22 protein-coding genes are annotated in these 24,750 nt (G+C 68.1%); 9 read left to right on the top strand and 13 right to left on the bottom strand.

Features of this window, described 5'->3' with window-relative positions:
* Window positions 1-92: 92 nt before the first annotated feature.
* Window positions 93-641 (top strand): RNA polymerase sigma factor, encoded by a 549-nt coding sequence (locus tag ACFWIX_RS05320; protein WP_377215071.1) that lies wholly within the window; start codon window positions 93-95, stop codon window positions 639-641.
* A complete protein-coding gene (locus tag ACFWIX_RS05315) occupies window positions 638-1,519 on the top strand; it encodes a hypothetical protein (protein WP_377215070.1) in 882 nt (293 codons plus the stop codon). Before ACFWIX_RS05320 ends, ACFWIX_RS05315 begins: the two co-directional genes overlap by 4 nt.
* Here ACFWIX_RS05315 and ACFWIX_RS05310 read toward each other — a convergent pair.
* The gene (locus tag ACFWIX_RS05310; RefSeq protein ID WP_377215069.1) at window positions 1,494-1,829 is read right to left on the bottom strand and encodes a cupin domain-containing protein; all 336 of its coding nucleotides are present in this window, start codon (window positions 1,827-1,829) and stop codon (window positions 1,494-1,496) included. The genes ACFWIX_RS05315 and ACFWIX_RS05310 overlap by 26 nt on opposite strands.
* A 149-nt stretch (window positions 1,830-1,978) precedes the next feature.
* On the opposite strand from ACFWIX_RS05310, the gene ACFWIX_RS05305 reads away from it, so the two are divergent.
* The 3 genes from ACFWIX_RS05305 to ACFWIX_RS05295 all read left to right on the top strand — a co-directional run bounded on the left by ACFWIX_RS05305 (window position 1,979) and on the right by ACFWIX_RS05295 (window position 6,167).
* Window positions 1,979-3,388 carry an FAD-binding oxidoreductase gene (locus ACFWIX_RS05305; RefSeq protein WP_377215068.1) on the top strand — a complete coding sequence of 470 codons (1,410 nt, stop codon included), beginning with the start codon at window positions 1,979-1,981 and terminating at the stop codon, window positions 3,386-3,388.
* A 172-nt stretch (window positions 3,389-3,560) separates the two neighbouring features.
* A complete protein-coding gene (locus ACFWIX_RS05300) occupies window positions 3,561-4,781 on the top strand; it encodes a mechanosensitive ion channel family protein (RefSeq protein WP_377215067.1) in 1,221 nt (406 codons plus the stop codon).
* 72 nt (window positions 4,782-4,853) lie between these two features.
* Window positions 4,854-6,167, top strand: coding sequence for a hemolysin family protein (locus ACFWIX_RS05295; protein WP_377215066.1), 1,314 nt, complete (start codon window positions 4,854-4,856; stop codon window positions 6,165-6,167).
* Window positions 6,168-6,226: 59 nt separating this feature from the next.
* Here the strand turns inward: ACFWIX_RS05295 and ACFWIX_RS05290 are convergent, their stop codons facing one another.
* The 6 genes from ACFWIX_RS05290 to ACFWIX_RS05265 form a co-directional block, all read right to left on the bottom strand.
* Window positions 6,227-7,588, bottom strand: coding sequence for an MFS transporter (locus ACFWIX_RS05290; RefSeq protein ID WP_377215065.1), 1,362 nt, complete (start codon window positions 7,586-7,588; stop codon window positions 6,227-6,229).
* A gap of 174 nt (window positions 7,589-7,762) precedes the next feature.
* Window positions 7,763-8,017, bottom strand: a complete 255-nt coding sequence (locus ACFWIX_RS05285; protein ID WP_377215064.1) for a hypothetical protein — start codon at window positions 8,015-8,017, stop codon at window positions 7,763-7,765.
* A 1-nt stretch (window position 8,018) separates the two neighbouring features.
* On the bottom strand, window positions 8,019-9,974 hold the full coding sequence (locus ACFWIX_RS05280; protein WP_377215063.1) for a glycogen debranching N-terminal domain-containing protein: 1,956 nt from the start codon (window positions 9,972-9,974) through the stop codon (window positions 8,019-8,021).
* A complete protein-coding gene (locus ACFWIX_RS05275) occupies window positions 9,971-11,317 on the bottom strand; it encodes a hypothetical protein (RefSeq protein ID WP_377215062.1) in 1,347 nt (448 codons plus the stop codon). Before ACFWIX_RS05275 ends, ACFWIX_RS05280 begins: the two co-directional genes overlap by 4 nt.
* Window positions 11,314-12,111 (bottom strand): sugar phosphate isomerase/epimerase family protein, encoded by a 798-nt coding sequence (locus tag ACFWIX_RS05270; protein ID WP_377215061.1) that lies wholly within the window; start codon window positions 12,109-12,111, stop codon window positions 11,314-11,316. Before ACFWIX_RS05270 ends, ACFWIX_RS05275 begins: the two co-directional genes overlap by 4 nt.
* Window positions 12,108-13,172 (bottom strand): zinc-binding alcohol dehydrogenase, encoded by a 1,065-nt coding sequence (locus tag ACFWIX_RS05265; RefSeq protein ID WP_377215060.1) that lies wholly within the window; start codon window positions 13,170-13,172, stop codon window positions 12,108-12,110. The genes ACFWIX_RS05270 and ACFWIX_RS05265 overlap by 4 nt, the downstream gene beginning before the upstream one ends.
* Window positions 13,173-13,293: 121 nt before the next feature.
* Between ACFWIX_RS05265 and ACFWIX_RS05260 the strand changes: the two genes are divergently transcribed.
* On the top strand, window positions 13,294-14,274 hold the full coding sequence (locus ACFWIX_RS05260) for a Gfo/Idh/MocA family protein (protein WP_377215059.1): 981 nt from the start codon (window positions 13,294-13,296) through the stop codon (window positions 14,272-14,274).
* Here ACFWIX_RS05260 and ACFWIX_RS05255 read toward each other — a convergent pair.
* The gene (locus tag ACFWIX_RS05255; protein ID WP_377215058.1) at window positions 14,271-15,305 is read right to left on the bottom strand and encodes a LacI family DNA-binding transcriptional regulator; all 1,035 of its coding nucleotides are present in this window, start codon (window positions 15,303-15,305) and stop codon (window positions 14,271-14,273) included. The two genes, ACFWIX_RS05260 and ACFWIX_RS05255, sit on opposite strands and share 4 nt — an antisense overlap.
* A gap of 89 nt (window positions 15,306-15,394) precedes the next feature.
* Between ACFWIX_RS05255 and ACFWIX_RS05250 the strand changes: the two genes are divergently transcribed.
* On the top strand, window positions 15,395-16,330 hold the full coding sequence (locus ACFWIX_RS05250; RefSeq protein ID WP_377215057.1) for an ROK family protein: 936 nt from the start codon (window positions 15,395-15,397) through the stop codon (window positions 16,328-16,330).
* Here the strand turns inward: ACFWIX_RS05250 and ACFWIX_RS05245 are convergent.
* Window positions 16,297-18,072: a class I mannose-6-phosphate isomerase gene (locus tag ACFWIX_RS05245; protein ID WP_377215056.1), complete on the bottom strand. Its 1,776-nt coding sequence runs from the start codon at window positions 18,070-18,072 to the stop codon at window positions 16,297-16,299. The two genes, ACFWIX_RS05250 and ACFWIX_RS05245, sit on opposite strands and share 34 nt — an antisense overlap.
* 89 nt (window positions 18,073-18,161) lie before the next feature.
* Between ACFWIX_RS05245 and ACFWIX_RS05240 the strand changes: the two genes are divergently transcribed.
* Window positions 18,162-18,734 (top strand): SGNH/GDSL hydrolase family protein, encoded by a 573-nt coding sequence (locus ACFWIX_RS05240; RefSeq protein ID WP_377215055.1) that lies wholly within the window; start codon window positions 18,162-18,164, stop codon window positions 18,732-18,734.
* Here the strand turns inward: ACFWIX_RS05240 and ACFWIX_RS05235 are convergent.
* The 4 genes from ACFWIX_RS05235 to ACFWIX_RS05220 are packed head-to-tail and all read right to left on the bottom strand — an operon-like array spanning window position 18,715 to window position 23,247.
* Window positions 18,715-19,884, bottom strand: coding sequence for a hypothetical protein (locus ACFWIX_RS05235; RefSeq protein WP_377215054.1), 1,170 nt, complete (start codon window positions 19,882-19,884; stop codon window positions 18,715-18,717). The genes ACFWIX_RS05240 and ACFWIX_RS05235 overlap by 20 nt on opposite strands.
* Window positions 19,885-19,907: 23 nt before the next feature.
* Window positions 19,908-20,831: a carbohydrate ABC transporter permease gene (locus ACFWIX_RS05230; RefSeq protein WP_377215053.1), complete on the bottom strand. Its 924-nt coding sequence runs from the start codon at window positions 20,829-20,831 to the stop codon at window positions 19,908-19,910.
* A complete protein-coding gene (locus tag ACFWIX_RS05225; RefSeq protein ID WP_377215052.1) occupies window positions 20,831-21,832 on the bottom strand; it encodes a carbohydrate ABC transporter permease in 1,002 nt (333 codons plus the stop codon). Before ACFWIX_RS05225 ends, ACFWIX_RS05230 begins: the two co-directional genes overlap by 1 nt.
* Entirely contained in the window at window positions 21,829-23,247 is a 1,419-nt protein-coding gene (locus ACFWIX_RS05220) for an ABC transporter substrate-binding protein (protein ID WP_377215051.1), read from the bottom strand. Before ACFWIX_RS05220 ends, ACFWIX_RS05225 begins: the two co-directional genes overlap by 4 nt.
* Window positions 23,248-23,537: 290 nt before the next feature.
* Between ACFWIX_RS05220 and ACFWIX_RS05215 the strand changes: the two genes are divergently transcribed.
* Window positions 23,538-24,686, top strand: a complete 1,149-nt coding sequence (locus ACFWIX_RS05215; RefSeq protein ID WP_377215050.1) for an ROK family protein — start codon at window positions 23,538-23,540, stop codon at window positions 24,684-24,686.
* Window positions 24,687-24,750 lie beyond the last annotated feature (64 nt).

Genomic DNA, 24,750 nt, shown 5'->3' with positions numbered 1-24,750 from the left:
GAGCGCTAACGCCGTGCCGGGGGCGGACTTTCCCTCCCGGCGCGGCGCCATCCCACCGATGTCCCGCAGGGGTATCTGCCGCAGGGGGGCGGATGCAAGAGATCAGCGATGAGGCACAGGCGCAGCGCCAGTCCGGCGAGGGCGCCTTTTGTGCTGTGTACCGGGAGCTCGCCCCGGCGGTCCTCAGCTACCTGCGCGCCCGGGACGTCGAGGACCCGGAGGCCATGACCCAGGAGGTCTTCCTGGCCCTCTACCCGCAGCTGGACGGGCTCGACGGCGGCGCGCAGGGCGCCAAATCGCTCGCCTTCTCCATCGCCCACGCCCGCTACGTGGATGAGTATCGCCGTCGGGTGAAAACTCCTTTCAGTACCGGGTACGACCCCGATGCCGACCCCCGCCGTGCCGATTCGGCCGAGGACCAGGTGGTGGCCGCCGCCTCCACCGAGAACGTCAAGGAAATCCTCGGCACGCTGCAACCGGACCAGCAGGAAGTCCTGGCGCTGCGGATCGTGGCCGATCTCTCCGTCGAAACCACCGCCGAAATCATGGGCAGGACCACCGGCGCCATCAAGCAGCTCCAGCGCCGTGCCCTCTGCCGCCTCCGGAAACTCCGTCCCTCATTGAAGGAAGACGCATCATGACCAGTGAACAGCACGGGCGGGACCGCCGCCTCGAGGACCAGCTCTACGTGGACGCGCTGCTCGCCGAAGCGGGCTTCGTCGCGGACGACGACGAGCTGCGGGACGCGCTGCTCCGGTTGCGGTCGTTCAGGACTACTGAAGTTCCGGTGCCGTGCGCTGAGCTGGCGGCGCTGATTCAGGGGTCAGGCGCGGGCGGGGCAGGTCCCGCCGGAACAGACGGGCCACTGGCGGAGGTGGTGCCGCTCCCCGGGCGGGCCCGGAAACAGCCACGGAGGAAACGGGCCGTCCTCACCAGCCTGGCTGTGGCGGCGTCGCTGGGCATTGCCGGCGGCGCGGCCGCGGGAAACGAAACCGTCCGGCGCCAGGCAGCTGGCACCATCGACACGATCGTCCGATCCTTCGCCCCGCCGGCCCCGGTCCCGGTCCCGGCCGGCGCAGATCAAGTAACAACAGACCAATCCGGCGCAGATCGATCCGGCATGAATCAATCCGGCCCAGGTCGATCCGGGACAGGTCCGACACCGTGGCCCGAACAGCGGGCGGAAGCACCCGGCCCTGAGTCCGGCGTCGGGACTTCCGCGGCGGAGCCGTCCGGCGCGGAACCCGGGCACCCCGGGACAGCGCCTCGAATCAAGGACCCCGCCGAAGCGCCCGGCCACGCCGGGGCAGGCGCGGCCAAGGCAACCCCTGCGGAACCGGAACCCGCCCCGGCCAGGCTAGTGCCGCCGTCGTCCTCCGTCCAGGAAGGGGACCGGAGGCCTGCGTACGGGACGGCACCGGGGGCACAGGACGGACCCGGTGCGCCACCAGCGGAGGCAGTCCCGGCGGCAACGGAAGAGCCGCAGCCGAGGGTCAGTCGCGGTATTTCGCCACGGTGAACAGGAAGGTCGTGTCCTCCTCGGCGTCCAGGCTGTGCAGGCCCGGCGGAACGATCAGCAGGTCGCCGGGCTTGCCCTGCCAGGACTCTCCCCCGGCGTTGAGCCGGATGCAGCCGCTGAGCACGTAGAGCGTGGCGTCGCCGGGATTCTTGTGCTCACTCAGCCGGGTTCCGGCTTTCATGGCCATCACTGACTGCCGCAGGATCTTTTCGTGGCCGCCGTACACCGTGTCCGCGGCACGGCCGTTGGTGGCGGCGAGCGCCGCGGTGAGCTGCTGACGGGCCAGGGCGGCGATCGATATCTTCTGCATGCGCCCAAGGCTACCCGTGTCTTGACCCTCCCGGGGCGCCGCCAGATACTGAAAGTACTGCCGCCGTCGAGCGCCGTACCCTGGCGCTTCCCCAATCCCTGAAGCCTGCCGGACCAGCGACGATCCGGCCTCTAGTGGCGAGGCCAGCCATGGACCAGACAACACCCTCCGCCGCAGACGGACAGGTCGCCGGGGTACTGAACGATCTGCGGCAACAGCTCGCGGGAACCCTATTGGAACCGGACGACCCCGGTTATGACGAAGCGCGCAGGGTGTGGAATGGCATGCAGGACCTTCGCCCGCGTGCCATCGCCCGCGCCGGCTCCATCGCGGACATTGATCCCGTCCTGGCAGCCGCCCGCGACTCCGGCCTGGTACTGGCTGTGCGGGGCGGCGGACACAACATCGCCGGCCACGGCAGCGTGGAGGGCGGCCTGGTGCTGGATCTGGGCGCGCTGCGCCGCGTCACCGTGGACACCGAAGCGCAACTGGTCACCGCGGAACCCGGTGCCACGCTGGCGGACGTTGACCAGGCGACGGCAGCCCACGGCCTCGCCGTACCTGTAGGGGTGATCAGCCAGACGGGGATCGCCGGACTGACCCTGGGCGGCGGCGTGGGGTGGCTGACCCGCAGCAACGGCCTGACGCTGGACAACCTCCACTCGGCGGACGTGGTCACGGCTACCGGTGACCACCTGCGCGCCGGCGCGGACGAGAACGCGGACCTGTTCTGGGGTCTCCGCGGCGGTGGCGGGAATTTCGGCGTCGTGTCGTCCTTCACCTTCAGGGCGCGGGAACTGCCGGCCCCCGTCCTGGGCGCCAACCTGTTCTACCGCCCGGAGCACTGGAAGGAGGGGCTGCAGCGCTTCGCGGCCTGGTCGACGGCCCTGCCGGAGGACATGAATCCCATAGTCAGCTTCCTTGTTTTTCCTCCGGAGTTCGACATGGGCGCCGCTCCGTGGATGATCATCGGCTGTGCCTGGGCGAACGCGGACCACCGTCCCGGGTTGGAGCTCATCGATAAGCTCCGCGATGCTGCACCGCCTGACCAGGATGAGGTGGGACCCGTGTCCTGGCCGGAATGGCAAAGTGCGATGGACAGCCTCTTTCCCAAGGGCTCTCGTGGCTACTGGAAGAACGTCTCCTTTTCGCGCCTCGACGATGAAGTCATCGACGTGGTGGTTGGCTTCGCTTCCGAGGTCGCCTGGCAGGGCACCGGAATCGACATCCACCTGCTGGGCGGAGCCTTCGCCCGCGTTCCGGAGGAGGCCACGGCCTATCCCAGCCGTGCCTCACGCTACCTGCTGAACATTTACGGGTTCTGGCCGAGCCCCGACGACGATGCGCGCCTGACCGCCTTCGCCCGTGCGGCGCACGGACGGATGCAGCCCTTCGCCGAACAGGGCGAATACCTCAACTTCCTGGGCGGTGAGGAACGCCCGGACGCCGGCGCAGCCCGCCTGACCTACGGGGCGGACAAGTATGAACGGCTGCTCAGCCTCAAGCGGCGGTACGACCCCGGCAATCTATTCACCCGTAACCACAACATCGTGCCGTAGCCGTACGTTCCCGCCCGGTTGCCTCGCTCTGCACCCGGTTGCTGCCCGCCGGGATCCCCGGAATCACGGGGAACTTCCCGGCGCGGGAGTGGCTCCGGCCAGGCCAAGTGGGCGGGAGCGCACGGGGGCCCGAATTTCACCCCCGGCGCGGGCAGTTGATAGTGGTTAAGTAATGCGAGACCTACTCAATCCCGCCATGCCCTTCATCGCCGTGACCGTCGCGGTGGCCGCCGGACTGGTCCTGTCCTGGCTGCTGCGCAAGATCGTCCTGCAGCTCAACCGCAAGCGGCCCGAGCTCCGGACCGCCTCCCGGGTTGCCCGCCAGCCGCTGCGCCTGGCACTGTGCCTGATCGGCGTCCGCGCCGCGCTGGGGCTGACCGCGTCGCACGAAAGCTGGCACGCCGCCGTCGACCATTTCCTGCTCATTGGCCTGATCGCGTCCCTGGCCTGGCTCGCGGTGGCCGTGCTGCTGATCCTCGAGGCGGTGGTGCTGGACCGCTACAGCGTGGACGTGGCAGACAACCGCAGGGCCCGGCGGCTGCGGACGCAGACCATCCTGGCGCGGCGAATCGGTGTGGCCCTGGTGGTGGTCCTCGCCGCTGGCTCCGTGATGCTGACTTTCCCCGCCATCCAGGCACTGGGCGCCGGGCTGCTGGCGTCCGCCGGCGTAATCTCCATTGTGGCCGGCCTCGCCGTGCAGACGTCCCTGGTGAACGTGTTCGCAGGCATGCAGCTGGCCTTTACCGACGCCATCCGGGTGGATGACGTGGTGGTGGTACAGAAGGAATGGGGCCGCATTGAGGAGATCACCCTTACGTACGTGGTGGTGCATATATGGGACGACCGGCGCCTGATCCTGCCCTCCACGTACTTCACCACCACGCCGTTCGAGAACTGGACTCGCCGCCAATCGGCCGTTATGGGCACCGTGGAATTCGACCTCGACTGGCGCGCGCCCGTGGAGGACATGCGCGTCGAACTCCGCCGCGTGCTGGCGGACACCGACCTCTGGGACGAGCGTGTGGGCATCCTGCAGATCACGGATGCCACCGGCGGGTTCGTCCGCGTCCGCATTCTGGTCAGCGCAGCCGACAGCGCCGCCCTGTTCGACCTCCGCTGCCTCATCCGCGAAGCCATGGTCACCTTCCTGCAGCAGGGCCACCCCGAGGCGCTCCCCCATCAGCGCTGGGAAAAGTACGACGGCGGCACCCCCTCCCGCCGCACACTCCCCTTCCAGTGGGACGACTCGGCCCAGGACCCGCGCCGCCCCGACCGGGGCGAGTCCCAGCTCTTCACCGGGTCACTGGAGGCCGTGGAGCGTTCGCGCGCGTTCAGCGGGCCGGGCGAGGACGTGTTCGAGGACCGGGACAAGCACCTGGCGTCCCGCAACTGACCTGCGCCGATACGGCTCCGTGGCGCCACCGGGATCCCCCTCTCCGGCGTGAAGGTTCTGTAGGGTCGTTGCATGGACGGCACTACCCTGGTCAATTTCCTGCTCGTGCTCTTCTTTGTCCTGCTGGGCGGGGTGTTTGCCGGCACGGAGATGGCCCTGGTGTCGCTCCGCGAGAGCCAGGTGCGGCAGATCGAGAAGTCCGGGGACCGGGGCGCCCGCATCGCGGACCTGGCACGGAACCCGAACCGCTTCCTCTCAACCGTCCAGATCGGGGTGACGCTTTCCGGCTTCTTCTCCGCTGCGTACGGTGCCTCCACCATCGCACCGGACGTCGAACCCCTGCTGGAGGGCCTGGGCCTGGGGTCCTCGGCAGAGCCGGTGGCGTTCATTGCCTTGACGCTGCTGGTGGCGTACCTGTCGTTGGTGCTGGGCGAACTGGTTCCCAAGCGCCTGGCCATGCAAAGTGCCGTGGGCTTCACCCGTGTGCTGGCGCCGCCGCTGAACCTCCTGGCCAGGATCATGCGGCCGGTGGTGTGGCTGCTGTCAGTGTCCACCAACACTCTGGTCCGGCTGCTGGGGGGCGACCCGCAGGCCAAACAGGCCAACGTCTCGTCAGAGGAACTGTGGGACATGGTGGCGGAGAACGACCTGCTCGAGGAACCCAGCCGCACCATCCTCACGGACGTCTTCAGCTCGGCGGACCGGACGCTGCAGGAGGTGATGCGCCCGAGGACGGAAGTCTCGTTCATTGAGGGGGCCCGGACCATCGCGGACGCGCGCGCCCTCGTCCAGGACGGGCCGTTCTCCCGTTATCCGGTGATCAGCCGGACCCCCGATGACGTGCTGGGGTTCGTGCACATCCGCGACCTGATGCCGCGGGGCGCTGACCAGGACCGGTCCCTGGTGAAGGACATCGTCCGCGAAATCCTGCCGCTGCCCGGCACCAACCACGTCCTCCCGACGCTGGCCAGGATGCGGCGCACCGGCCACCACATCGCCTTGGTCGTGGACGAATACGGCGGCACGGACGGAATCGTCACCCTCGAGGACCTGATGGAGGAACTGGTGGGCGAAATCTACGACGAGTACGACACCGGAGCCGACCACGAGGACCGCGTGGACATGGCCAACGGTGCCATCGACGTGGACGGCGGACTGATCTTGCAGGAGTTCCAGGCAGCCACGGGCATCGAACTCCCGGACGGGCACTACGAAACCGTTGCGGGGTTCATGATCGACCGGCTGGGCCGGCTGCCGAAGGCCGGCGACCGGGTGGAGGTTCCCGGCTATGTGCTCATGGTGCTGGCCATGGACCGGCTGCGCATCGCCCGGATCCGGGCGACCCCGCTCGCCGGCTCCCCCGGCGAAGCTGCGGAACCCGCGTAGGGTGCACCGCCGTCGTCCGCGGTTCTGCCCTGATGATTGCCCGGCCGGCTGCCCGCCTGCTACTCCGCCCGCGGCCGCCACACCAGGAAGACCGCCAGCGTCCCCGCGCAGAGGACCAGCATGGCCGCCATTATCCGCGCCCAGCTGTCCTGGTGCACGCCGCCCGACGCGAAGACGCCGATCATCACCGTGGCGGTAATCGCCCCGACGTAGCGGCAGGTCTGGTAGATCCCGGCCGCCACTCCGCGCTCCTGCGGCCGGCTGGAGATGAACATGCCCTGGTTCGTCGCGATGCCCAGGACGCCGTACGGCACGCCCATGAGCGCCGTGAGGACCACGACGACGGGGATCACCAGCGTGCCGGTGAGCAGCCACATCAGGGCGGCCGCCAGCGTCAGGAGGACGACGCCGGCAATCAGCACTCGCCGCACGCCGAATCTTCCCATGGCGCGCACCGCCCACGGGGTGGCGACGACGGACATGGCCGCCAGCGGAAGCATCAGCAGGCCCACGACGGCGGGGCTGTACCCGCCGGATTCCTGCAGCAGCTGCGGCAGGCCGAAGAAGACAAAGTAGTAGACGCTGCTGAACACGGCGAAGCCCAGGTAGACCAGCATCAGCGGCCGGTTCCTGCCCAGCAGCCGCAGGTCCAGGAACGGCTTGCCGAACCGCAGCTCCCGCCAAGCGAAGAGCGCGGCGATGACCGTCCCTGCGGCGAGCATCCACCAGCGGAAGTCCGGCGCCACATTCAGGGCGGCCATCATCACCAGCAGCAGCGCCGCGATGAAGGCCGCGATCCCGGGAATGTCCGAGTCCCGCAGGAGCTCGGCCACGCTGCCCCGCTCACGGGATCCGTCGGGCGGCGCGGCCTTTCGGACGATCAGCAGGGCCGCGAGTGCCAGGGGCACGTTGACCAGGAAGAGTGCCTCCCAGCCGACCAGGCCCACCAGCAGCCCGCCCACCACCGGGCCGACCGCGGCCGCGGAGGTGTTCGCCATCTGGATCCTCCCCAGCGGGCGGGCGGCTTCGACGCTGGCCCGGGCGGCGATGGCTCCAACCATCACCACGGCACTGGGATAGGCGGCGGCCGTGCCCAGCGCCATGACGGCCCGGGCCACGCACAGCAGGGCGAAATTAGGGGCGAACGGGGCTAGGGCACAGGTCACCGCGACCAGCCCCATGCCGAGGAGGAACATCCGGCGTGGCCCGAACCGGTCCGCCAGCCGGCCCATGACTGGCTGGCCGGCGGCGGAGGCGAGGTAGAACGCCGTGATGACCCACGTAACCCCGGCGACGTCGAGCCCGAAGTCGGCGCGCAGCACCACCAGGGCCACGGCGATCATGGACGAGTTCAGCGGGTTCAGGGCCGTGCCCAGGCTCAGGCCGGCGATGGCCAGGGCGGTCCGGGGCTTGTTGCTCACGGTAACAGTCTGGCCTACGCGGGGCGCCCGGGCGAGTTGATGACCCGTGCTTTCGACGCGCAGATTGGAATCCGACCCGCATATGCGAAGGCGCACCCCATATATGAGGTGCGCCTTCGAGGACCCGCGTCGCCAACGAATATGCGCATCGAAAACAGCCGCGGCCGGAAGTTACTAAGCCATGCCCGGCTGCTCCCGCACCAGCCCGTACGGCACGGCGGGGTGGGCGCGGACCACGTAGCAACCGTCCCCCACGTCGGTGATCATGATGCCGGTGCCGTAGCGTTCGGCGGCGTCCCCGACAGTCCGGACCGCGTCGGCCAAAGCCTGCTGGAGCTGGGCCTTGTCCCGGACCCGGACCTCTACCATGCCGGCGCTTCGGGACTCCGGCGTCGCCCGCGGCACACCGGCGCGCGGACGGTCATACACGCTACTCACCTCCGGCCCCGCTGCCGGCCAGGCGCTCCGCCGTCAGCCCGGCCGCAGCCGCCCATGCCTGCGGCGAACCGGCGTGATGGTACGTGACCGGGACCGGGAAGTCCGTACGGGAGAACCCGCCGAACAGCTCCGGAAGGGTGTTGCCGAAGTGCGCGGCGGCGTCCCGCATGCCGTTGGCCACTGTGCGGGCCTCGTCGAGGAAACCGTAGGCGGCCATGCCTTCGGCGGCGAGCATGGTGTCGTGCGGCCACACGGACCCGTTGTGGTAGGACATCGGGTGGTAGTAGAACTGGCCCTCGGCGAGGGTGCGGATGCCCCAACCCGTGAAGAAATCCGGCTCGAGCAGGCGGGTGGCCACGGCGCGGGCGTCCGCCGGGTCCAGGATTCCGGCCCACAGCAGGTGGCCCGCGTTGGAGGCCAGCGAATCCACCTGGGTGCCTTCGCCGTCCACCGCGAGCGCGGGGAAATCGTGAACGTCCATCCAGAACGCCTGCCGGAAGCGGGCCTTCAGTTCGTCGGCCAGGACACGGAGGGTCTCCGCCCAGGCCGCGTCGCCCCACTGTTCGGCAGCCACCCGGGCGCATTCGCGCAGCCCCCGCCACGCGTAGCCCTGGACCTCTGCCAGGGCAATGGCACCCTCGGGCTGGCGGCCATCCGCTCCCGCCACGGCGTCGAACGAATCCTTCCAGCCCTGGTGCAGCAGCCCGTTGGGGTCCGGAGTGTAGCGGAGGAAGCCGGTGGCGCGCAGGCCGCCGTCCCCCAGCATCCAGTCCACGGCCGCGCGCGCCGGCGCCTCGAGCTCGCGCAGCAACGCCGGGTCCTTGACCTCGCCCAGTGCCATCAGGAACAGCGGCGTTGAATCCACGGTGCCGTAGTAGCGGCCGTACGGAACGGCGCCCAGCTGGGCCAGCTCGCTGATGCGGACCTCGTGGACCATCTTGCCCGGCTGTTCTACGCGGGACGGATCGTCCACCGTCCCCTGCGTCGCCGCCATGGCCCGGAGCACATCCGCCAGGAGTTCGGGCCGCTCTGCCCGCGTCAGCAGCGTGGACAGGAGCGAATCCCGGCCGAACAGCGTCAGGAACCACGGAAGGCCGGCTGCGGGAATGGTCAGCTCCGGCTTGACCGGGCAGGGCATGAGCAACGAGTCCAGGTCGGTCAGGCACTGCCTGCGGAGCGCGCTCCGGCCAACGTCGGGTGCCACGCTGTTAAGCACGACGCCGGCACTGGCTGCCGCTCCGGCGGCACCTGCGGCTACGGCCGGGTCGAAGGCGGCCGGGTTGGCCGCGGTGGACCGCGCGGCGATGGAGAGGCTCCGGGACTCGCCCGGGCCCACCGGCAGCTCCCAGGAAAGCACCGCGCCCACGAAGCGGTCCGCTGCCGGTTCCCGGCGCACTGACGGCGGGATGCTGGCCGTGACCCGGGTGCCCGCGGCGAAAGTACGCCCATGGTAGGTGTGCCGGTAGTCGAAGGTGAGGGAGCCGTCGTCGCCCACGTCCAGGCTGCTGGCCGCGCCGCTGAGGTCGAAGGTGCGCCCGTCCGTCCGGACCGTGAACTGGTCCGCGAAGTCCGTTCCGGCCCGCAGTACCAGCCGCGCCGTAATGGGTTCACGGCCCAAGTTGCGGATGGAGAGGGTCTCGGTCAGGCCTGCCGCGTCCAATTCCTGGCTGCGGAAGACGAAGAGGTCATGGGTTTGGTTGCGGCGTGCCACGGGGCTGAGTGCCGTGTCGCGGCGGCCCGGGCTGCGGACTGTTCCGACGTCCCAGAAGGTGGAGTCGTCGATTTCCAGGATCCAGCGCGACAGCAGGCGGGTGTCCGCCACGTAGAGGCCTTCGGTTCCCTTTGCCGGTGCGTCGGCGGTGCCGACGCTGCCGTCCGCCGCGCCGCGCATCATGGCGCCGTGGGCCACCAGGACCGATACGGCTGAGGGAGGAGGAACAGCGGTCATGACGGGCTCCCGTGGTAAGTGGTTTCGAGGGCGAGGGCGGCGGTCCAGCTGAAGCTCCGCGTGCCGTGCGCGGCACCGGTCCAGGGGTCCACGTATTCCGGGAAGTCCTGTTCGGCGGCGAGCCGGGCGATATTGTTCCGGAGGAAGGCTGCCTTCTCGCTGTGGCCCTGCTGCTCCAGGGCAACCGAGACCATCCAGCTCATGTTGAACCAGGCCGGGCCGCGCCAGTACAGGGCAGGGTTGTGGTCCTCTGCGGTGGCATCGTAGCTGGGCACCATGAGGGCGTCGTTGCCCATGAAGCGCGGACCGTAGAGGGTCTCGAGCAGGGCGTCCGCGTGCGGCAGGTCTGTCAGCAGCAGCGGGATCAAACCGTTGACCGTGGCTTTGTGGACCATGGTTCCGTCGGTGACGTCGCGGGCGGAGTAGCAGCCGAGATCAGGCACGTAAAGGGCCTCCAGCGCGGCGCTGATCTCCCGGGCACGTTCCAGGTGAGGCCCGGCGGACAGCCCGAGTTCGCCGGCGATTTCCGCCAGCGCCAGTTCCGACACCGCGAGGAGGGTGTTGAAGAGCGGGTCCTCCATCAGGAACGGGTAGTCCGGATCGGCGTCGTCGCAGTTGTGGTCCCGGTAGCGTTCGGCCATCCAGAAGTACTTGCCGTACTCCTTCTGACTGGGGCGCTCGCCGGCATCCGCGTGCTGCAGGTCCGGACGGTTCAGGACGGTCTTGCAGTTGCCGGGGACACGCTTCATCACGGTGTCCCACAGCGGGGAGTTGTCCGTGCCCGATTCCCAGGGGTGGACGATGCATGCCAGTCCGGAACCGCCGCGGTCGCGGCGGGTAGATAGGTATTCGTGCCAGTGCACCAGCTTGGAATAGTTCCGTTCCAGGAAGGAGCGGCGCCTTGATTCGGCGGGGTCCGCCTGGTGGATCTTCCAGACGGCCCAGGCGTGGTTGGGCGGCTGGACCAGGCCGGCGGTTTCCACGTGCCTGGGTGCGCCCGGAATCCGGCTGGACTGCCAGAATGAGGCGCCCGGCGCGTAGTCCTTGTCGCGGTAGGGATCGAAGATGATCTGCGGGAGCCGGCCGTCGTCCCACTGGCCTGCGAAGAGTGCGTCCATTTCCTGGCCGGCGCGGCGCGGCGACATCCGGCTGAGGCCGATCGCGATGAACGCAGAATCCCAGCTCCACTGGTGCGGGTACAGGCCCCCCGCCGGAACGGTGTGGGTCTTGCGCCAATTCGCTTCGAGGATGGCAATGGAGCGGGCGGCGATCTGCGCGGCACCCACCTCAGCCGCTGCACCCGGGTGCATGCCGCCGTCGTCCGTTGTTCCGGGGGTGTTCACAGGTACCTCCCCAGGAGGGCGGGGACGCGCGGGAGAACGTCCGACGCCGGCCCTGACAGCCGCGATTCCAGCGCCACGGTCCCCTGGTAGCCGATCGATTTCAGGGTGGCGCCGAACAGCGCCCAGTCGATGTTGCCGGCGCCCGGCTCGAGCCGGTTGGAGTCGCTGGCCTGGACGTGGCCGATAAACGCGGCGGCGGCCTGGAGCGCGGCGGCCGGGTCGCTTTCCTCGATGTTCATGTGGTAGGTGTCCGGGGCGAGCTTCACGGAGTCCAGCCCGACGAGCTTCAGCAGGCGCACGCCGTCGGCAAGGCGGTTGACCATGTGGTCCTCGTAGCGGTTGAGCGGCTCAAGGTAGATCTCCACACCCTCGGACGAGGCGTGCTCCCCCAGCGCGGTGAAGGCCTCCACCAGGACGGCGGTGTCCTCCTCGTCAGTGCGGGGCGGGACGAACGGCGGGAGGCGCTTGGAGAACATGCCGTAGGACGCGGGCGTCATCACGCCCCGGCCGCCGATTTCCGCCATGACGCTCAGCTGGGATTTGAGCTGGGCGACGGCGTCCTTCCGCAGCTCCGCATCGAACGCGCCGACGAAGTGGGTCATGTCCACGCAGGCGGTGGGCATGACAACCCCGGCCTGGCGTGCGCGGCGCAGTTCCGGCAGGCGCGCCTGGAACTGCAGGTCTCCGGCGGAGCGGAGCTCGATCCCGTCAAAGCCCCAGGCCAGGGCCTGCTCGAATTTCTCTTCCAGGGTGCTGCCCGAAAGGTGCTGCTCCTGAACGGTGATGAGGGTCATGGGAACTCCAATACAACCTGGAGCGCGGACGCTGCGTCCGTATCCAGGAGTTCATAGGCCTTGGCTGCTTCAGCCAGGGGGAAGGTGTGGGTAACGAGCGACGGCGCGTCCACGAGGCCGCGGGCCAGGTAGTCCGCCACGGTCTGCTGCAGCCGGGGGACGGTCCAGCGGGAGCGGAGCCGGTTGGGGACGGAGCCGATCTGTGAGGCCAGGAGCTGGACCCGGTTGTGATGGAACTCTTCGCCGAAGCGAACGCCTGCAGCCTCGCCCTGGTAGAACCCGGCGGCGATGACGGTACCGTCAGCTCCCACGGCGCGGGTTGCCTCGTGCAGCGCCCTGTAGTTGCCGCTCAGCTCGATGGCCACGTCCACGCCCGCCCCTGCGGTGATCCGCCGGATTTCTCCCGCGAGCTGCGGAGTGGGTGCAAGCGCATGGCCGGCACCCCATTCCAGGGCCTTGTTGCGGCGCGCTTCGATGCCGTCCACGGCTATCACATTGGCGCCGTTGAGCACGGCAAAACGGGTGGCCAGCAGGCCAATGACGCCTTGGCCGAAGATGGCCACCGTGGACCCTGGTCCGAGGTCGGCCGCAAGCACAGCACTCAGTGCGATGGCGCCCACCCGGACGAACGCCCCGGCCATCGGGTCCACCCCGGGCGGCAGGACGTGGCCCCGCAGCTGCTCTGCCGCAAGGACACCTTCATCCCGGTGGCCCCAGATGCCCCAGACCACATCGCCGGGCTGGACGGGCGGGTCCGCTTCGGCACCTTCACTTCCGGCGCGCAGGGACGGGGCGACCTCCACCACTTCGCCCACTTCCGAGTAGCCCCACCCGTCCAGTGGATAACCCAGGGACTCCTGGCCAGGCTCGAACAGGCGGGACTTGGGGTCCCACACAGAGGTCAGGTACGGGTTGGTGCCGCGGTAGGCGGTCAGCTCGGTGCCGGCGGAAATGCCGGAATAGATGGTCCGCACGCGGACCTGGCCCGGCTCCAGCGGAACCGGCGGCTGATCGATGATGGCGACGCTGCGGGGCGCCGCAATGCGCAGGAATCGGGACACTGTGTGACGGTCCTTCGAGGTCGGGAAGAGTGGATGCACTCATGTGATGCAATCGACATTAGCACAAGAACTAGCCCACTTGTGTATAGAAATTATGCAAAATCTGCAGTACGTTTTTCACATGACTTCATCCCCTGCGGCAGGACCTCCTGCAGCGAGCTATTCCCCGGTCCGGGTTGGCCTGGTGGGCGCCGGCCAGTGGGCTGCCACCATGCACGCGCCCCTCCACACGGCCGGAGCCGAAACAGAACTGGTGGGCATCTGGTCTGCCGGAGGCCGCAGCTCCGCCGCACTCGCCGCACAGCACGGAGTCCGCGCCTTCGAGTCTTTTGACGAACTGCTGGCGTCCTGCGAGGCTGTCGACTTCGCAGCCCCGCCCACCGTCCAGGCGGAACTTGCCCCGCGCGCCGCCGATGCCGGTTTGGCGCTGCTGCTGGAAAAGCCGCTGGGCGGCTCACTGGAGCAGGCCTCCGCGGTGGCCGAAGCCGTCCGACGCAACCGGACGCCGAACGCCGTCGTTCTTACCAAGCGGTACCACCCGAGGACCCGGTCCTTTCTGGCCGCGGCTGCCGAACTTGGTGAGGAAGCGCCGGTGCTGGGCATCACCGGAACCTACCTGCACGGCGGTTTCCTGGCCGGCGGCTTCCTGAGCACGGGCATGCCCGCGGGCCAGCGCAAGACGACCTGGCGGGACGAGTTCGGCGCGCTCTATGACCTGGGCCCGCACCTGCTGGACCTGATGGAGCTCGCGGCGGGGCCGATCGAGGCGGTCAGCGCCCACGGCAGCCGCGAGTACGTAGCGCTGACGACGTTCCATGCCGGCGGTGCCACCGGGCAGGCTTCCCTGTCCGGGTCCGTGCAGCTGCCGTCGGTCAGGACCAGGCTCAGCGTCTATTCGCCCGCGGGCACCCTGGACTACACCACCGAGGGGATGGACCACGCGGAATGCTGGCCCATCCTGCGCCGGGAATTTGCCGACGCCGTCCGGCTGGGCAGCGCCCCCACCGTGGATGTGGAGCGGGCCATGCAGATCCAGGCCATCGTGGAAGCCGCTGCCGTGTCCGCCCGGGAAGGGCGCCGGGTCACGGTAGAGAAGCCCTAGTAGTTGTGCACGGCATAGTTGTGCACAGCGACCGGAAGCTGGACCACCCGCGGCCCGGGCCCCGCAGCGCCGTCCAGGCGTTCGAAGAGCATCGTGGCGGCCGCCGCTCCCAGCCGCCGCGGGTCGTGGGACATCACCGTCAGTGGAATGCCCAAAAGGTCGGCGAGCTCCACGTCGTCGAAGCTGGCCAGCGCCGGAACGCCGCGAGCGTCCATGCGGCCTTTCTCGCGCCACTCGCAAATGGCACGCAGGGCCCCTACCGTGGTCCGGTTGTTGGCCGAAAAGAAGGCCGTTGGCGGATGGGGGCCTGCCAGTTGCCTGGACACAGCTGCTGCAGCCATCCCCGTATCCCTGACGGCGGCCAGGAGTCCTTCGTCGAAGTTCGCGCCGGCCTTTTCCAGTGCCTGCCGAAACCCCTCATAGCGCCGCTGCGCGGTGGACGTGCCCGCCAGGTCACCGAGAAACCCGATCCGCCGGTGTCCTTGCGCCAGCAGGGCGGCAGTTCCCGCCGCTGCCCCGTTGACGTCATCCACGAGGGCCGCGTCGAAGTCCGCGCCGCTGACCGTCCGCGTGGCCAGGACAATGGGCAGGGCGCCGGCGCCGGGCACGCTTTTGGACTTCTCCTCCCGGGCCGCAGGCACCAGGATGACGCCTTCCAGCTGGCGGTCCGCAAACTCTGCCATCAGCCGTTCTTCCCGGCCGGGATCACCGCCGCTGGTGCCCATGACGATCTGCCGGCCATGCGCGGCCGCAACCTCCTCGATGCCCAGGGCAAACTGTCCGTAGTACGGGTTGGCGAGATTGGTGACCGCCACCCCGATGAGGCCCGTGGGCTTCCGCAGGCGGGTGTTCCGGGCGTTCTGGTTGGGCCGGTAGCCGAGCTGTTCAACCGCTGCACGCACACGCTCCTGAACTTCGGGACGGACGTTGTGTCCACCGGCCATAGTGCGGGATACCGTCATCGGGCTGACGCCGGCCAGCGCCGCCACATCCCTGACGGTGGGGGCGGAGCTGGCCTTGGTGCCGGACATTTTTTCACCCCAAAGATTGCTGATCGACCTACGCCGCGGCCGCTTAGCGCCGGACGTTGTCAACGTTACCAAGAGCCAGGAGACGCCAGGTGAACCAACCGCTCCCTACCCCAGTCCTTGAAATCGGCGGCACGCATGTCACCGCGGCCCTGGTCCACGGACCGGGCGGCACATGGCGGGTGGCGCCGGACAGCATCGTCCGGCGCGGCCTCGATGCGCACGCGCCGGCCGCCGAGCTCCTGGATCGGGTCGCGGAAGCGGCCGCGGCGCTGGGCACCGGCCACAGCGGGACGTGGGGCGTGGCGCTGCCGGGGCCGTTCGATTACGCGGCCGGAGTGGCGCTGTATGAGCACGTGGGAAAGTTCGATGAGCTCAAGGGCGTGGATGTAGGTGCGGAGCTGGCCCGAAGGCTCGGCACGGCCGCCGGCAGCATCAGCTTCCTCAACGACGCCGACGCCTTCGGGATCGGCGAGGTCGCGCTGGGCGCTGCGGGCGGCAGCCGCCGGGCGGCCTGCATCACCCTGGGTACCGGCGTGGGTTCGACTTTCCTGGCGGACGGCGTCCCCGTGAAGAGCGGCAGCGACGTACCGCCGGACGGCAGTTGCTACCTACTGGAGTACAACGGCCTCCCCCTCGAGGAGACCGTCTCCCGGCGCGCGATCCGCCGGGCCTACGCGGCTGCAGCCGCGCCCGGAGAAAGCCACGACGCCGGCACTCCGGACGTGCGGGAAATCGCCGGGGCCGCCCGGGCCGGGGACCCTGTGGCGGCAGCGGTGCTGGACCATGCCTTCGGGGCGGCCGGCGCCGCCGCCGCTCCCTATCTCAAACGTTTCGGGGCAGAGGTGCTGGTGGTGGGCGGGTCCATGACCGGATCCTGGGACCTCGTGGAACCGGCGCTCCGGCGGGGCATCGCCTCGGTGGAGCCGGACCTGGCCCGGCTTCCCCTGCGCAAGGCCGAACGCTCGGAGGAAGCCGGGCTGGTAGGAGCCGCCTACTGGGCGATGGCCGCCGGCAGCGCCGTCTGAGTGCCCCGGACGTAGGCCTTCACGGTGCCCAGCTTCTGGCCCACGCCGCTGCCGTGCGGACGGATCGTGTAGGCACCCACCGACGCCGGGATGATGAACGTTTCGGCGTAGCTGACCACGAAGGGTTCAAACGCGCCGTCCGGGCTCTCGACAACCGCTTCGGACCCTTCCACCAGGTTCAGGACATTGACGGTGCCCTGGGTATGGTGCGGCACCGCGTCGGTGAACCAGTGCCTGCGGACCTCGATGAATTCGAGTTCGTGCAGGCCGGTTCGCTCCTCGCTCCAGCCGTCCCCCGAGCCAATCTGCTCCACCTGGTCCAACAGCTGCTCGCGGGCCCATTCGGTGTCCCGGTCCCACTGGATGTTGCGGCTGGCGTGCTCCACATGGATGGGCCTCGGGCGGCCATCGAGGCCCACCCGGTCCCAGTCCCACATCTTGAAGGTGAAGATGTAGGGCGTCGCGGAGATTTCCAGCACCATCGAATTGGCGCCCGAGCAATGGACAGTGCCGGCCGGAATGGAGAAGTGGTCGTGTTTCTTCGCCGGGAAGGCGTTGACGTATTCCTCCGCCGGGAAGTGCGTGTCGCCGTCGGACGCGTCCTTCAAAGCCTTCACCATGGCAGCCGGGTCGGTGCCCGACTTGAGTCCCAGGTACACCACCGCGTCGTCGTCACAGTCCAGGAGGTAGTAGCTCTCGTCCTGCGTGTAGTGCATGCCGAAGCGGTCCTGGATATAGTCCGTCAGCGGGTGCACCTGCAACGAGAGGTTCCCGCCTTCCATGGTGTCCAGGAAGTCGAAGCGGATGGGGAACTCGGCGCCGAACCGGGCATAGGTCTGCGGGCCGAGGAGCGCCTTGGGCTGGGTGAACACGACGTCGATGGACGGCAGTTCGATGACTGTCCCGCCGACGTCGAGCAGGATGCTGTTCTCCTCCGGCACGCAGTCGAAGCACCAGGCGTAGTTGTCCGCGTCGCTGTCCAGGCCGATGACGTGCTTCATCCACTGCCCGCCCCACACGCCGGGGTCGAAGAACGGCACCACGCGGAACGGCGCGGACGCGGCGGCGGCCATCCCGCGGTGGAACGTTTCGCCGCTGATGAGGACGGCTTCGTCGGTGCTGCGGTTGGTGTCCAAAACGTAGTCGAGCTGGCCGAACAGCTGCCGCTTGTGCCGGTCCGCCACGCGCCATTCCACGAAGAAACTCCGCTTGTACTTGCGCAGGTTGTCCTCGCCGCCGTTGTCGCAGCGCCAGTTCGGGGCACCGGCACGCTGGCGTTGCTGCAGTTCCCAGCGCGCCATGTCAGCCAGCACCAGGGTGCGTTCCGGCAGCGGCACCAGTGCCGCCCCCCAGCCCACCAGGACCACGGGAGCGTCCGACGACGACACGTCCGTCGCGAGCGCGGCAAGCCTTGGGGCGTCGTAGAAGTCGCGCAGGGTGTGGTGGCTCAGGACGCCGAAGACCCTGTCGTCGGTGAGGTTGGCCTCGATCAGGGCGTCGATCTCCTCGATGGGCCGGGCTGCCCGCTCCTCCACGTCGAGAAGGCGGTGGCCCGGGAGTGCCTCGGCGATGCACCGCTTGAGTTCCGGGAGGTCCGTGCCGGGGTAAGTGTCCACCACGATGGTCCGGGTACCCCGGGCGGCAATTTGCCGCCAGGCGTCGGCGCCCGACCAGGCGCGATGGTCTCCGGGAACGGTCACGGTGGGGAACTTGTCGTAGCGCCGGGGAGGATTGTGGCTCATAGTCTTCCGATCGGTTTGCTTGGTTTGATAACGTTACCAGAACTGTCCGGGACCTGCCGGACGGATACAGCAGAAGGGCGGTTGCCGCGATGCGGCTGATGATTTCCTACGGGCATTCGTGGATCGACGGGGACGGGGCGTCCACAGCTGAAGCATGCCTCGCGGCACGGGCCGCCTCCGGCCTGGGGCTGGAGCTGGACAACCGCGGCGTCGGCGGCAGCAGCAGCACCGGGACGGCCGCCCTGGTCCTGGCCGACCCTCCCCCGCCGGCCACCCTCTACCTGCTGATGACGGGACTGAACGACCTGCGCCTGGCCGGGGATTCGGCGTCGGGCCTTGAAGGCTACGCCGCTTCGCTGCGTACCGTCCTTGGCGCGTTCCGGCAGGCAGCCCCGGAGGCTTTGGTGGTGGCCGTGGTCCAGCCACCCCTGCTGGACTTCAGCCTTTATGCACCGCACAACCTCGGCTCCAACGAACTGGTGGACATATACAACGAAGCACTGCGGCAGGCCATGGCCGGAGATCCCCGAGCCGTGCTGGCTGAGGCTCCCGACTGGGACGCAGCCACCATGCTTGACGAGGACACAGTGCATCCGAACGACGCGGGCCATGCCTGCCTGGCCCGCGCCGTCCTCCGCGTGGCTACTGCTGCATGGCAATGACCAGGCCCGCCCAGCTCTGGGGCACCGCGCCGAGGCCGCGCCCGTTCTCCGGGTTCCAGTATTCGGCCCAGCCGCTGGCCACGGCGCCCTTGGCGGTGAGCTCTGCCATGGCCTCGGCTTCCCGCGCCATGCCCTGGCCGAGGAAGGCCCGCTGGAACAGGTAGTTCAGTGGCGGCCAGGCCGGACCACGCCAGTAGGTGTCCGGATCGTAGGCCGGGTGCTCCCGGCCTACGTTCGCCGGTCCGAACGGAGCGCCGAACCTGGCCGGGTCCGCCAGCTGGTCCAGCGCAGCCCGGGCCTTCGCCGGGTCTGCCGTTACCAGGGCGCCCATCACGCCGTCGCTGATGGGAATGTGGACTGACGGTCCGCCGCCCACCACGGCAAGGTCGGACCAAAGCTGTTCCTCCGCGTTCCACAGGTGCGCGTCCATCGCTGCCGCAATGGCGTCCGCCCGGTCCGCCAGCTCCCTGTCGCCGGTCACTGACGCCAGCTCGCGCATGTTGAACGCCGTGTAGGCGTTGAACGCCGCGGGGCACGCCACAAAGCTGGTGGACCAGTTGGCGGCACCGTCCTCGGAGAAGGTGACCTCGGTCATCCGTTCTTTGTTCCACGCGGTGCGGGCCGGGCGGCTGTAGGCCTCTTTGGTCCGGCCGGGGGCACCCCAGTCGTCCCAGCGCGGCGAGTGGTCGTTGCCCGCTTCCCAGGGATGGACCACGTAAATGAGGCCCTCGGGGGTGCGGCGGTTGTCCCACAGCCAGTCGAGCCCGGCCTTCGCCCTGGCCAGCGTTTCCGGAGCCAAGGCGATGCCGGCGTCCGCCAGCAGTTTGATCGTATGGCCAAACATGGGCGGCTGGGTGAGGGAGGACGTCCGGGTGAGGGGGCCCAGCCAGGTGTCCGGGCCTTCTCCGCCATACCGCATGTGCGGGACCATCCCGTTGTCCAGCTGCCCGGCCAGGACAGCATCGAGTTCCTTGACGGCGCGGGCATCCCCCAGCTTCGCCCAGATGATGGCGTGGAAGCAGGAGTCCCACAGCCACAGATGCGGATAGGTGCCGGGGTTCGGCACCGAGTAGCCGTGCTCCGGCCGCCAGTGCGCCTCGAGAAGGTTCCGCACCTCTTCGGTGAGCGCCGCCGTCGTGCTTTCCTGCATGTTTTCCTGTGCGTGCTTGCCCGTCACCCCTTCTCAGCTCCCGCTGTCAGGCCCTCGGTGAGAAGTCGTTCGGCGGCGAAGAAGATAATGATGATCGGCAGCGTGAGGATCACAGAACCGGCCATCAGGACCGTGGCAGGCACCTCAATACTGCCAGCCAGCTGGGACAGGCCCAGTGAGACCGTCCAGTTGGGGCGCGAGTTCACCAGGAACAGCAACGCGAACAGGAATTCGTTCCACGCGATCATGAAGACGAACAGGCCGTTGCTTACGATGGCCGGCATGGCCAGCGGCAGGCTGATCCTCCGCAGCACGCCCAGGCGGCTGCAGCCGTCCAGCGCGGCGGCTTCCTCAAGGCTGGTGGGGATGGTGTCGAAGTAGTTCCGCAGCATATAGATGGTCACCGGAATCACCTGCGCCACGTACACAATCAGCAGCGCCACCAGCTGGCCGCGGAGGCCGATTCTGGTGAAAAAGGTGAATAGGGGGATGGCCAGCAGGATGCTGGGGAACAGGTAGACCGCCAGGAACAGGCCGCTCACCTGGCGGCGGCCGAAGAAGTTCAGCCGGCTGATGGCGTAGGACCCCGGGATAGCTACCAACAGCGAGATCAGCACGGTCCCCAGCGCCACGATCGCACTGTTGCCCATGAACTTCAGGAAGCCATGACCGCCGTCCTCCTGCGTGGCCATGATGGACGTGTAGGCGCTCCAGTTCAGTTCCTGGAATGGAATCACCAGGGAGCCGGGGTCGCTCAAGAGCGATTCCAGCGGCCGGATGGACAGGATGAACATGTAATAGAACGGGAAGAGGGTCGCCAGCAGCAGGCCGACAATGACCACCCACCGCAGGACCCCGAATATCTTGGTCTCCACAACGTCGCGGGACACCCCGGAGCCCTCCGGCCTCCTGGAGGAAGTGCGCCTGGTCTCAACGGGTACCGCCATCAGGAGACCTCCTCTTTCCTGGTGAAGAACTTGATGTAGATGCCGACGAACAGGCCCAGGATCAGTGCCAGGACCAGCGCCTGCGCGGAGGCCGCACCGATGTCGCCGCGGGCCGTCAGGAAGTTGTAGACCGTCACGGCCACCACTTCCGTGCCGGCGCCGCCGCCGGTCAGCAGATAGATGTCATCGAAGCTGTTGAATGTCCAGATGAAGCGCAGCACGGACAGCATCGCAATGGTGGGCAGCAGCTGGGGAAGGATGATGTAGAAGAACCGCTGGATGGGCGTGGCGCCGTCCACGCGGGCGGCTTCCTCCAGGCTGTCCGGCACCGCGTGCAGGCGGGCGGTCAGGAAGAGGAAGGCAAAGGGGAACGAACGCCAGGCCTCGAAGAGGATGACCGCGATAAGGGCCGTCGGCACCTCGATTTGCAGGCCCAGGAAGCTTACTTCCCGGACGCGCTCGCTCAGGAAGGGAATGGACTCCTCCCAGCCGAACAGCCGTTTGCCCCAGTAGTTAACCACGCCGAACTGCGGGTCAAGCATGGTGGTCCAGGTAAACGTGACGGCCACGATGGGTGCAACATAGGGCAGCAGCATGGAGGCCCGGACCAGCGTCCTGCCCTTGAAGGGTTTGCGCAGCGCAAGCGAGGCGATCAGGCCGAGCAGGATGGCGCCGGTGGTGCCCAGGACGGAGTACGCCAGGGTAGTGCCCAGCGCCTGGAAGAAAGAGCCCGAAAAGACCTGGTCGAAGTTGGCCACCGTGTACGGGCCAAAGAGTCCCACCGAGCGGATGTTCAGGATCCGGACCTTCTGGAAGGCCAGCAGGATGGTCCAGAGAATCGGCAGGACCACCATGACCAGAACCAGGACAAGGGTGGGCGAGAGCAGCGTCAGGCCGGCCCGCTGTTCCTCCCTGGCCATGGGGGAACGCCGGGGCCGGCGCCCCGGCAGGGCGGCGGCTGATGCCGCCTGCCCTGCCGGAGCGTCCTTGTTCAGTTTCACTTCAATGAACCCTGGATGGAGCGGAGGGTCTCGGCGGCCTGCTTGGCTGCCTTCTCGGCATCGACGCCGCCGGAGGTGACGTCGCTGACGGCCTTGGCGACCGGGAGTTCACCCAGTGCCGCGCCCACCAAGTCGCCCTGGCCCTGGGTGATGCCCCAGCGCTTCAGCTCGTCCGGGCCCTTCTGGAGGATGGAGAGCACGTCCTCGGAGTAGAACTTGCCCAGCGGTTCCTTGCGGTCAACGCCGGCAGGCATGTCCTTCCACTTATCCGCGTACTCGGTGCCGTTGTCGGCGTTGCCGGCACGGACCGGGAGCCGGCCTTCAGGAGCGATGGACAGCCAGTCCGCGTAGCCCGTGCTCATGAAGTACTCCACGAACTTCTGGGCGGATTCAGTGGCTGAACCCTCCGTGATGGTCCAGGAGACTACCTCACCGAACTGGGCCGGCTGATCGCCATCCGGGCCCTGGATGCCGGTGACTACGCCGGTGTTTTTGGCCAGGAAGGCGGGGTCAGCCTTGCACTCGGGGCAGGTGGGCATGGCATCGTCGCGGAGGCCGGCCATTTCATCGAGGATGAAGGTGGACCAGATGGCCATGGCTGCCTTGCCGGAGAAGTAGGACGCACGGACGGTATCTACGTCCTGCGCACCCGGAACGGAGTAGTTCTTGAGCATGTCGCGATAGAACTCCAGGGCCTTCACGCATTCGGGGCTGTCGAAGGTAATGTCGCCCTGGTCATTGACCATTTCGCAGCCATTGCCCTGGGCGATGTGCTCGAAGGTCTGCTGGGTGAAGGCTTCACCCGGCTTGTTGGCGGCCACCAGGCCGGCCAGCTCCGGTGAATCCAGTTTCTCGGCCGCGGCCTTGATGTCGTCGTAGGTCTTCGGCGCCGTGATGCCAGCCTTGTCGAAGAGGTCCTTGCGGTAGTACAGCAGCTGCTGCCAGGACGAGTCCGGCACGCTCAGCTGCTCATCGCCGTCGCGCGTCAACTCCAGGGCACGCTTGGTGAAGGTATCCTCACCGAGGTTTTCCACCACCGTTTTGTTGGCCGCAGGGTCAACCAGGTCGTTTGCTGCGAGCGTGCGGACCTGGGCCAGCGAGATGGAACCGATAACGTCCGGAAGGTCACCGGCCGCCGCGGAGGAGGTGAGGACCTGGTTGAACTGGTCCTCCGGAACGCCGACGAGTTCGACCTCAACGCCGGTTTCCTCGGTGAACTTGGCGATAATTTCCTTGGTCTTGGCCACACGGTCCGGGAGGGTGTCCGCGGTCCACACGGTAATGGCCTCAGCGTTGCCGCCGTCGGTGGAACCGCCGTCGGAATCACCGCCCTGCGTGCAGCCTGCAAGCAGTGCCACCGTCAACGACGCTGCGGCAAGCACGGCCAGTTTTGATCGGCCTCTGGTTATGGTCACTTGGATGCTCCTGTCTACGGCGGCACCGGCACCGGTGCCGCGGGATTCGCGCCTCAGCTTCCGCTCCTTCCGTCCGGACCGCGCCGGCCGGATTGGAATGACAGTTACTGGATAATTCCGGCAGTGAGCGCAGTCACAATCGGAACTTGTGCCTAAAGGCTATCCAAATGTTGCCTAGGTGTCTAGCATTAGCTGCAGAATGATTTAGCTTGTAGCCTATTGACTTCTGCGCTCCAGGGCGTTTGAACCCCTAAAATAGCAGGAATGTTTTGTGACAAAAGGAGCCACAAATGTACGTGGGACCCGGCGACGTCCTGCACCTGATCCGCTCCGGCCGTGCGCGGACCCGCGGTGACATCCAGGAAGAGACCGGCATGTCCCGCATGACGGTAGCCCAGCGGGTGGATGCGCTCCTTCGCGCCGAGCTGATCCGGGAAGCGGGCTCGGCCCGACCCTCCGGCGGCCGCCGGCCCACCGACCTCGCCTTCAACCTGCAGCACTCCTGCACTCTTTCGGCTTCCGTGGAAACGCGTTCCAGCCGGGTGGCATTGTGTGACCTTGGCGGTGAAATCCTGGTGGACGAACACCTGGACATTGCCGTCCAGGAGGGCCCGGAGAAGGTGCTGAACGCCATCACGGCCGCCGGGCAGCGCCTGTTAAAGCGCGCCAAGGTGCCCATGGCGAAGATTTCCGGCGTGGGTTTGTCCATCCCCGGTCCTGTGGACCCCCACACGCTTCGGCCCAGCCAGCCTCCCATCCTGCCGGGATGGGACGCCTACCCCATCGTGGAATTCATCCAGGAATCGTTCCCGGTTCCGGTCCTCGTGGAGAACGACGCCGATGCCATGGCTGTCGGTGAGTACAGCGCCGGGTTTGCCGGGGTCAGTTCGCTCTGCCTGGTCAAGGCATCCACCGGCATCGGCACCGGGCTGGTCATTGACGGCCGCGTGTACCAGGGCGTGGACGGCGGCGCCGGGGACATCGGCCACGTCCGGCACCCTGCGTTTGCCGGGCTGGTGTGCCAGTGCGGTTCTCTCGGTTGCCTGGCGGCGGGAGCCAGCGGCGGGGCCGTTGCCCGCCAGATGACCGATCTTGGCATTCCCGCTGAGTCGGGCCGCGACGTGCGGAAGCACCTGCTGGCGGGAAACGTGGACACCATGCGCCTGACCCACGAGGCCGGCCAGCGGCTGGGCGAGGTCATGGCCACCGTGGTGTGCCTTCTGAACCCCGCCGTTCTGCTGATCGCCGGGGACCTCGCCTCGTCGTCGCTGATCGGCGGGATCCGCGAAACGCTCTATCCCATGTCACTGCCCCGCGCCACGCGCCACCTGGACGTGCGGCTGGCGTCCCTCGGCGAGGACGCAGCCATCCGCGGCATGTCGTCTCTGCTGGTGAACGAGGTCTTCTCGCCGGCGGCAGTCAACGCCAGGCTCGGCTGAGGTTTACGACGGTTTTCCTTCGGGGCGTCCGGTGACTTCTGTGCCGAAGCCTTGTAGTGTCGGC

It is taken from the genome of Pseudarthrobacter sp. NPDC058362, assembly GCF_042723515.1.
Taxonomy (GTDB): domain Bacteria; phylum Actinomycetota; class Actinomycetes; order Actinomycetales; family Micrococcaceae; genus Arthrobacter.
This window is presented reverse-complemented; position numbering and strand designations above follow the sequence as displayed.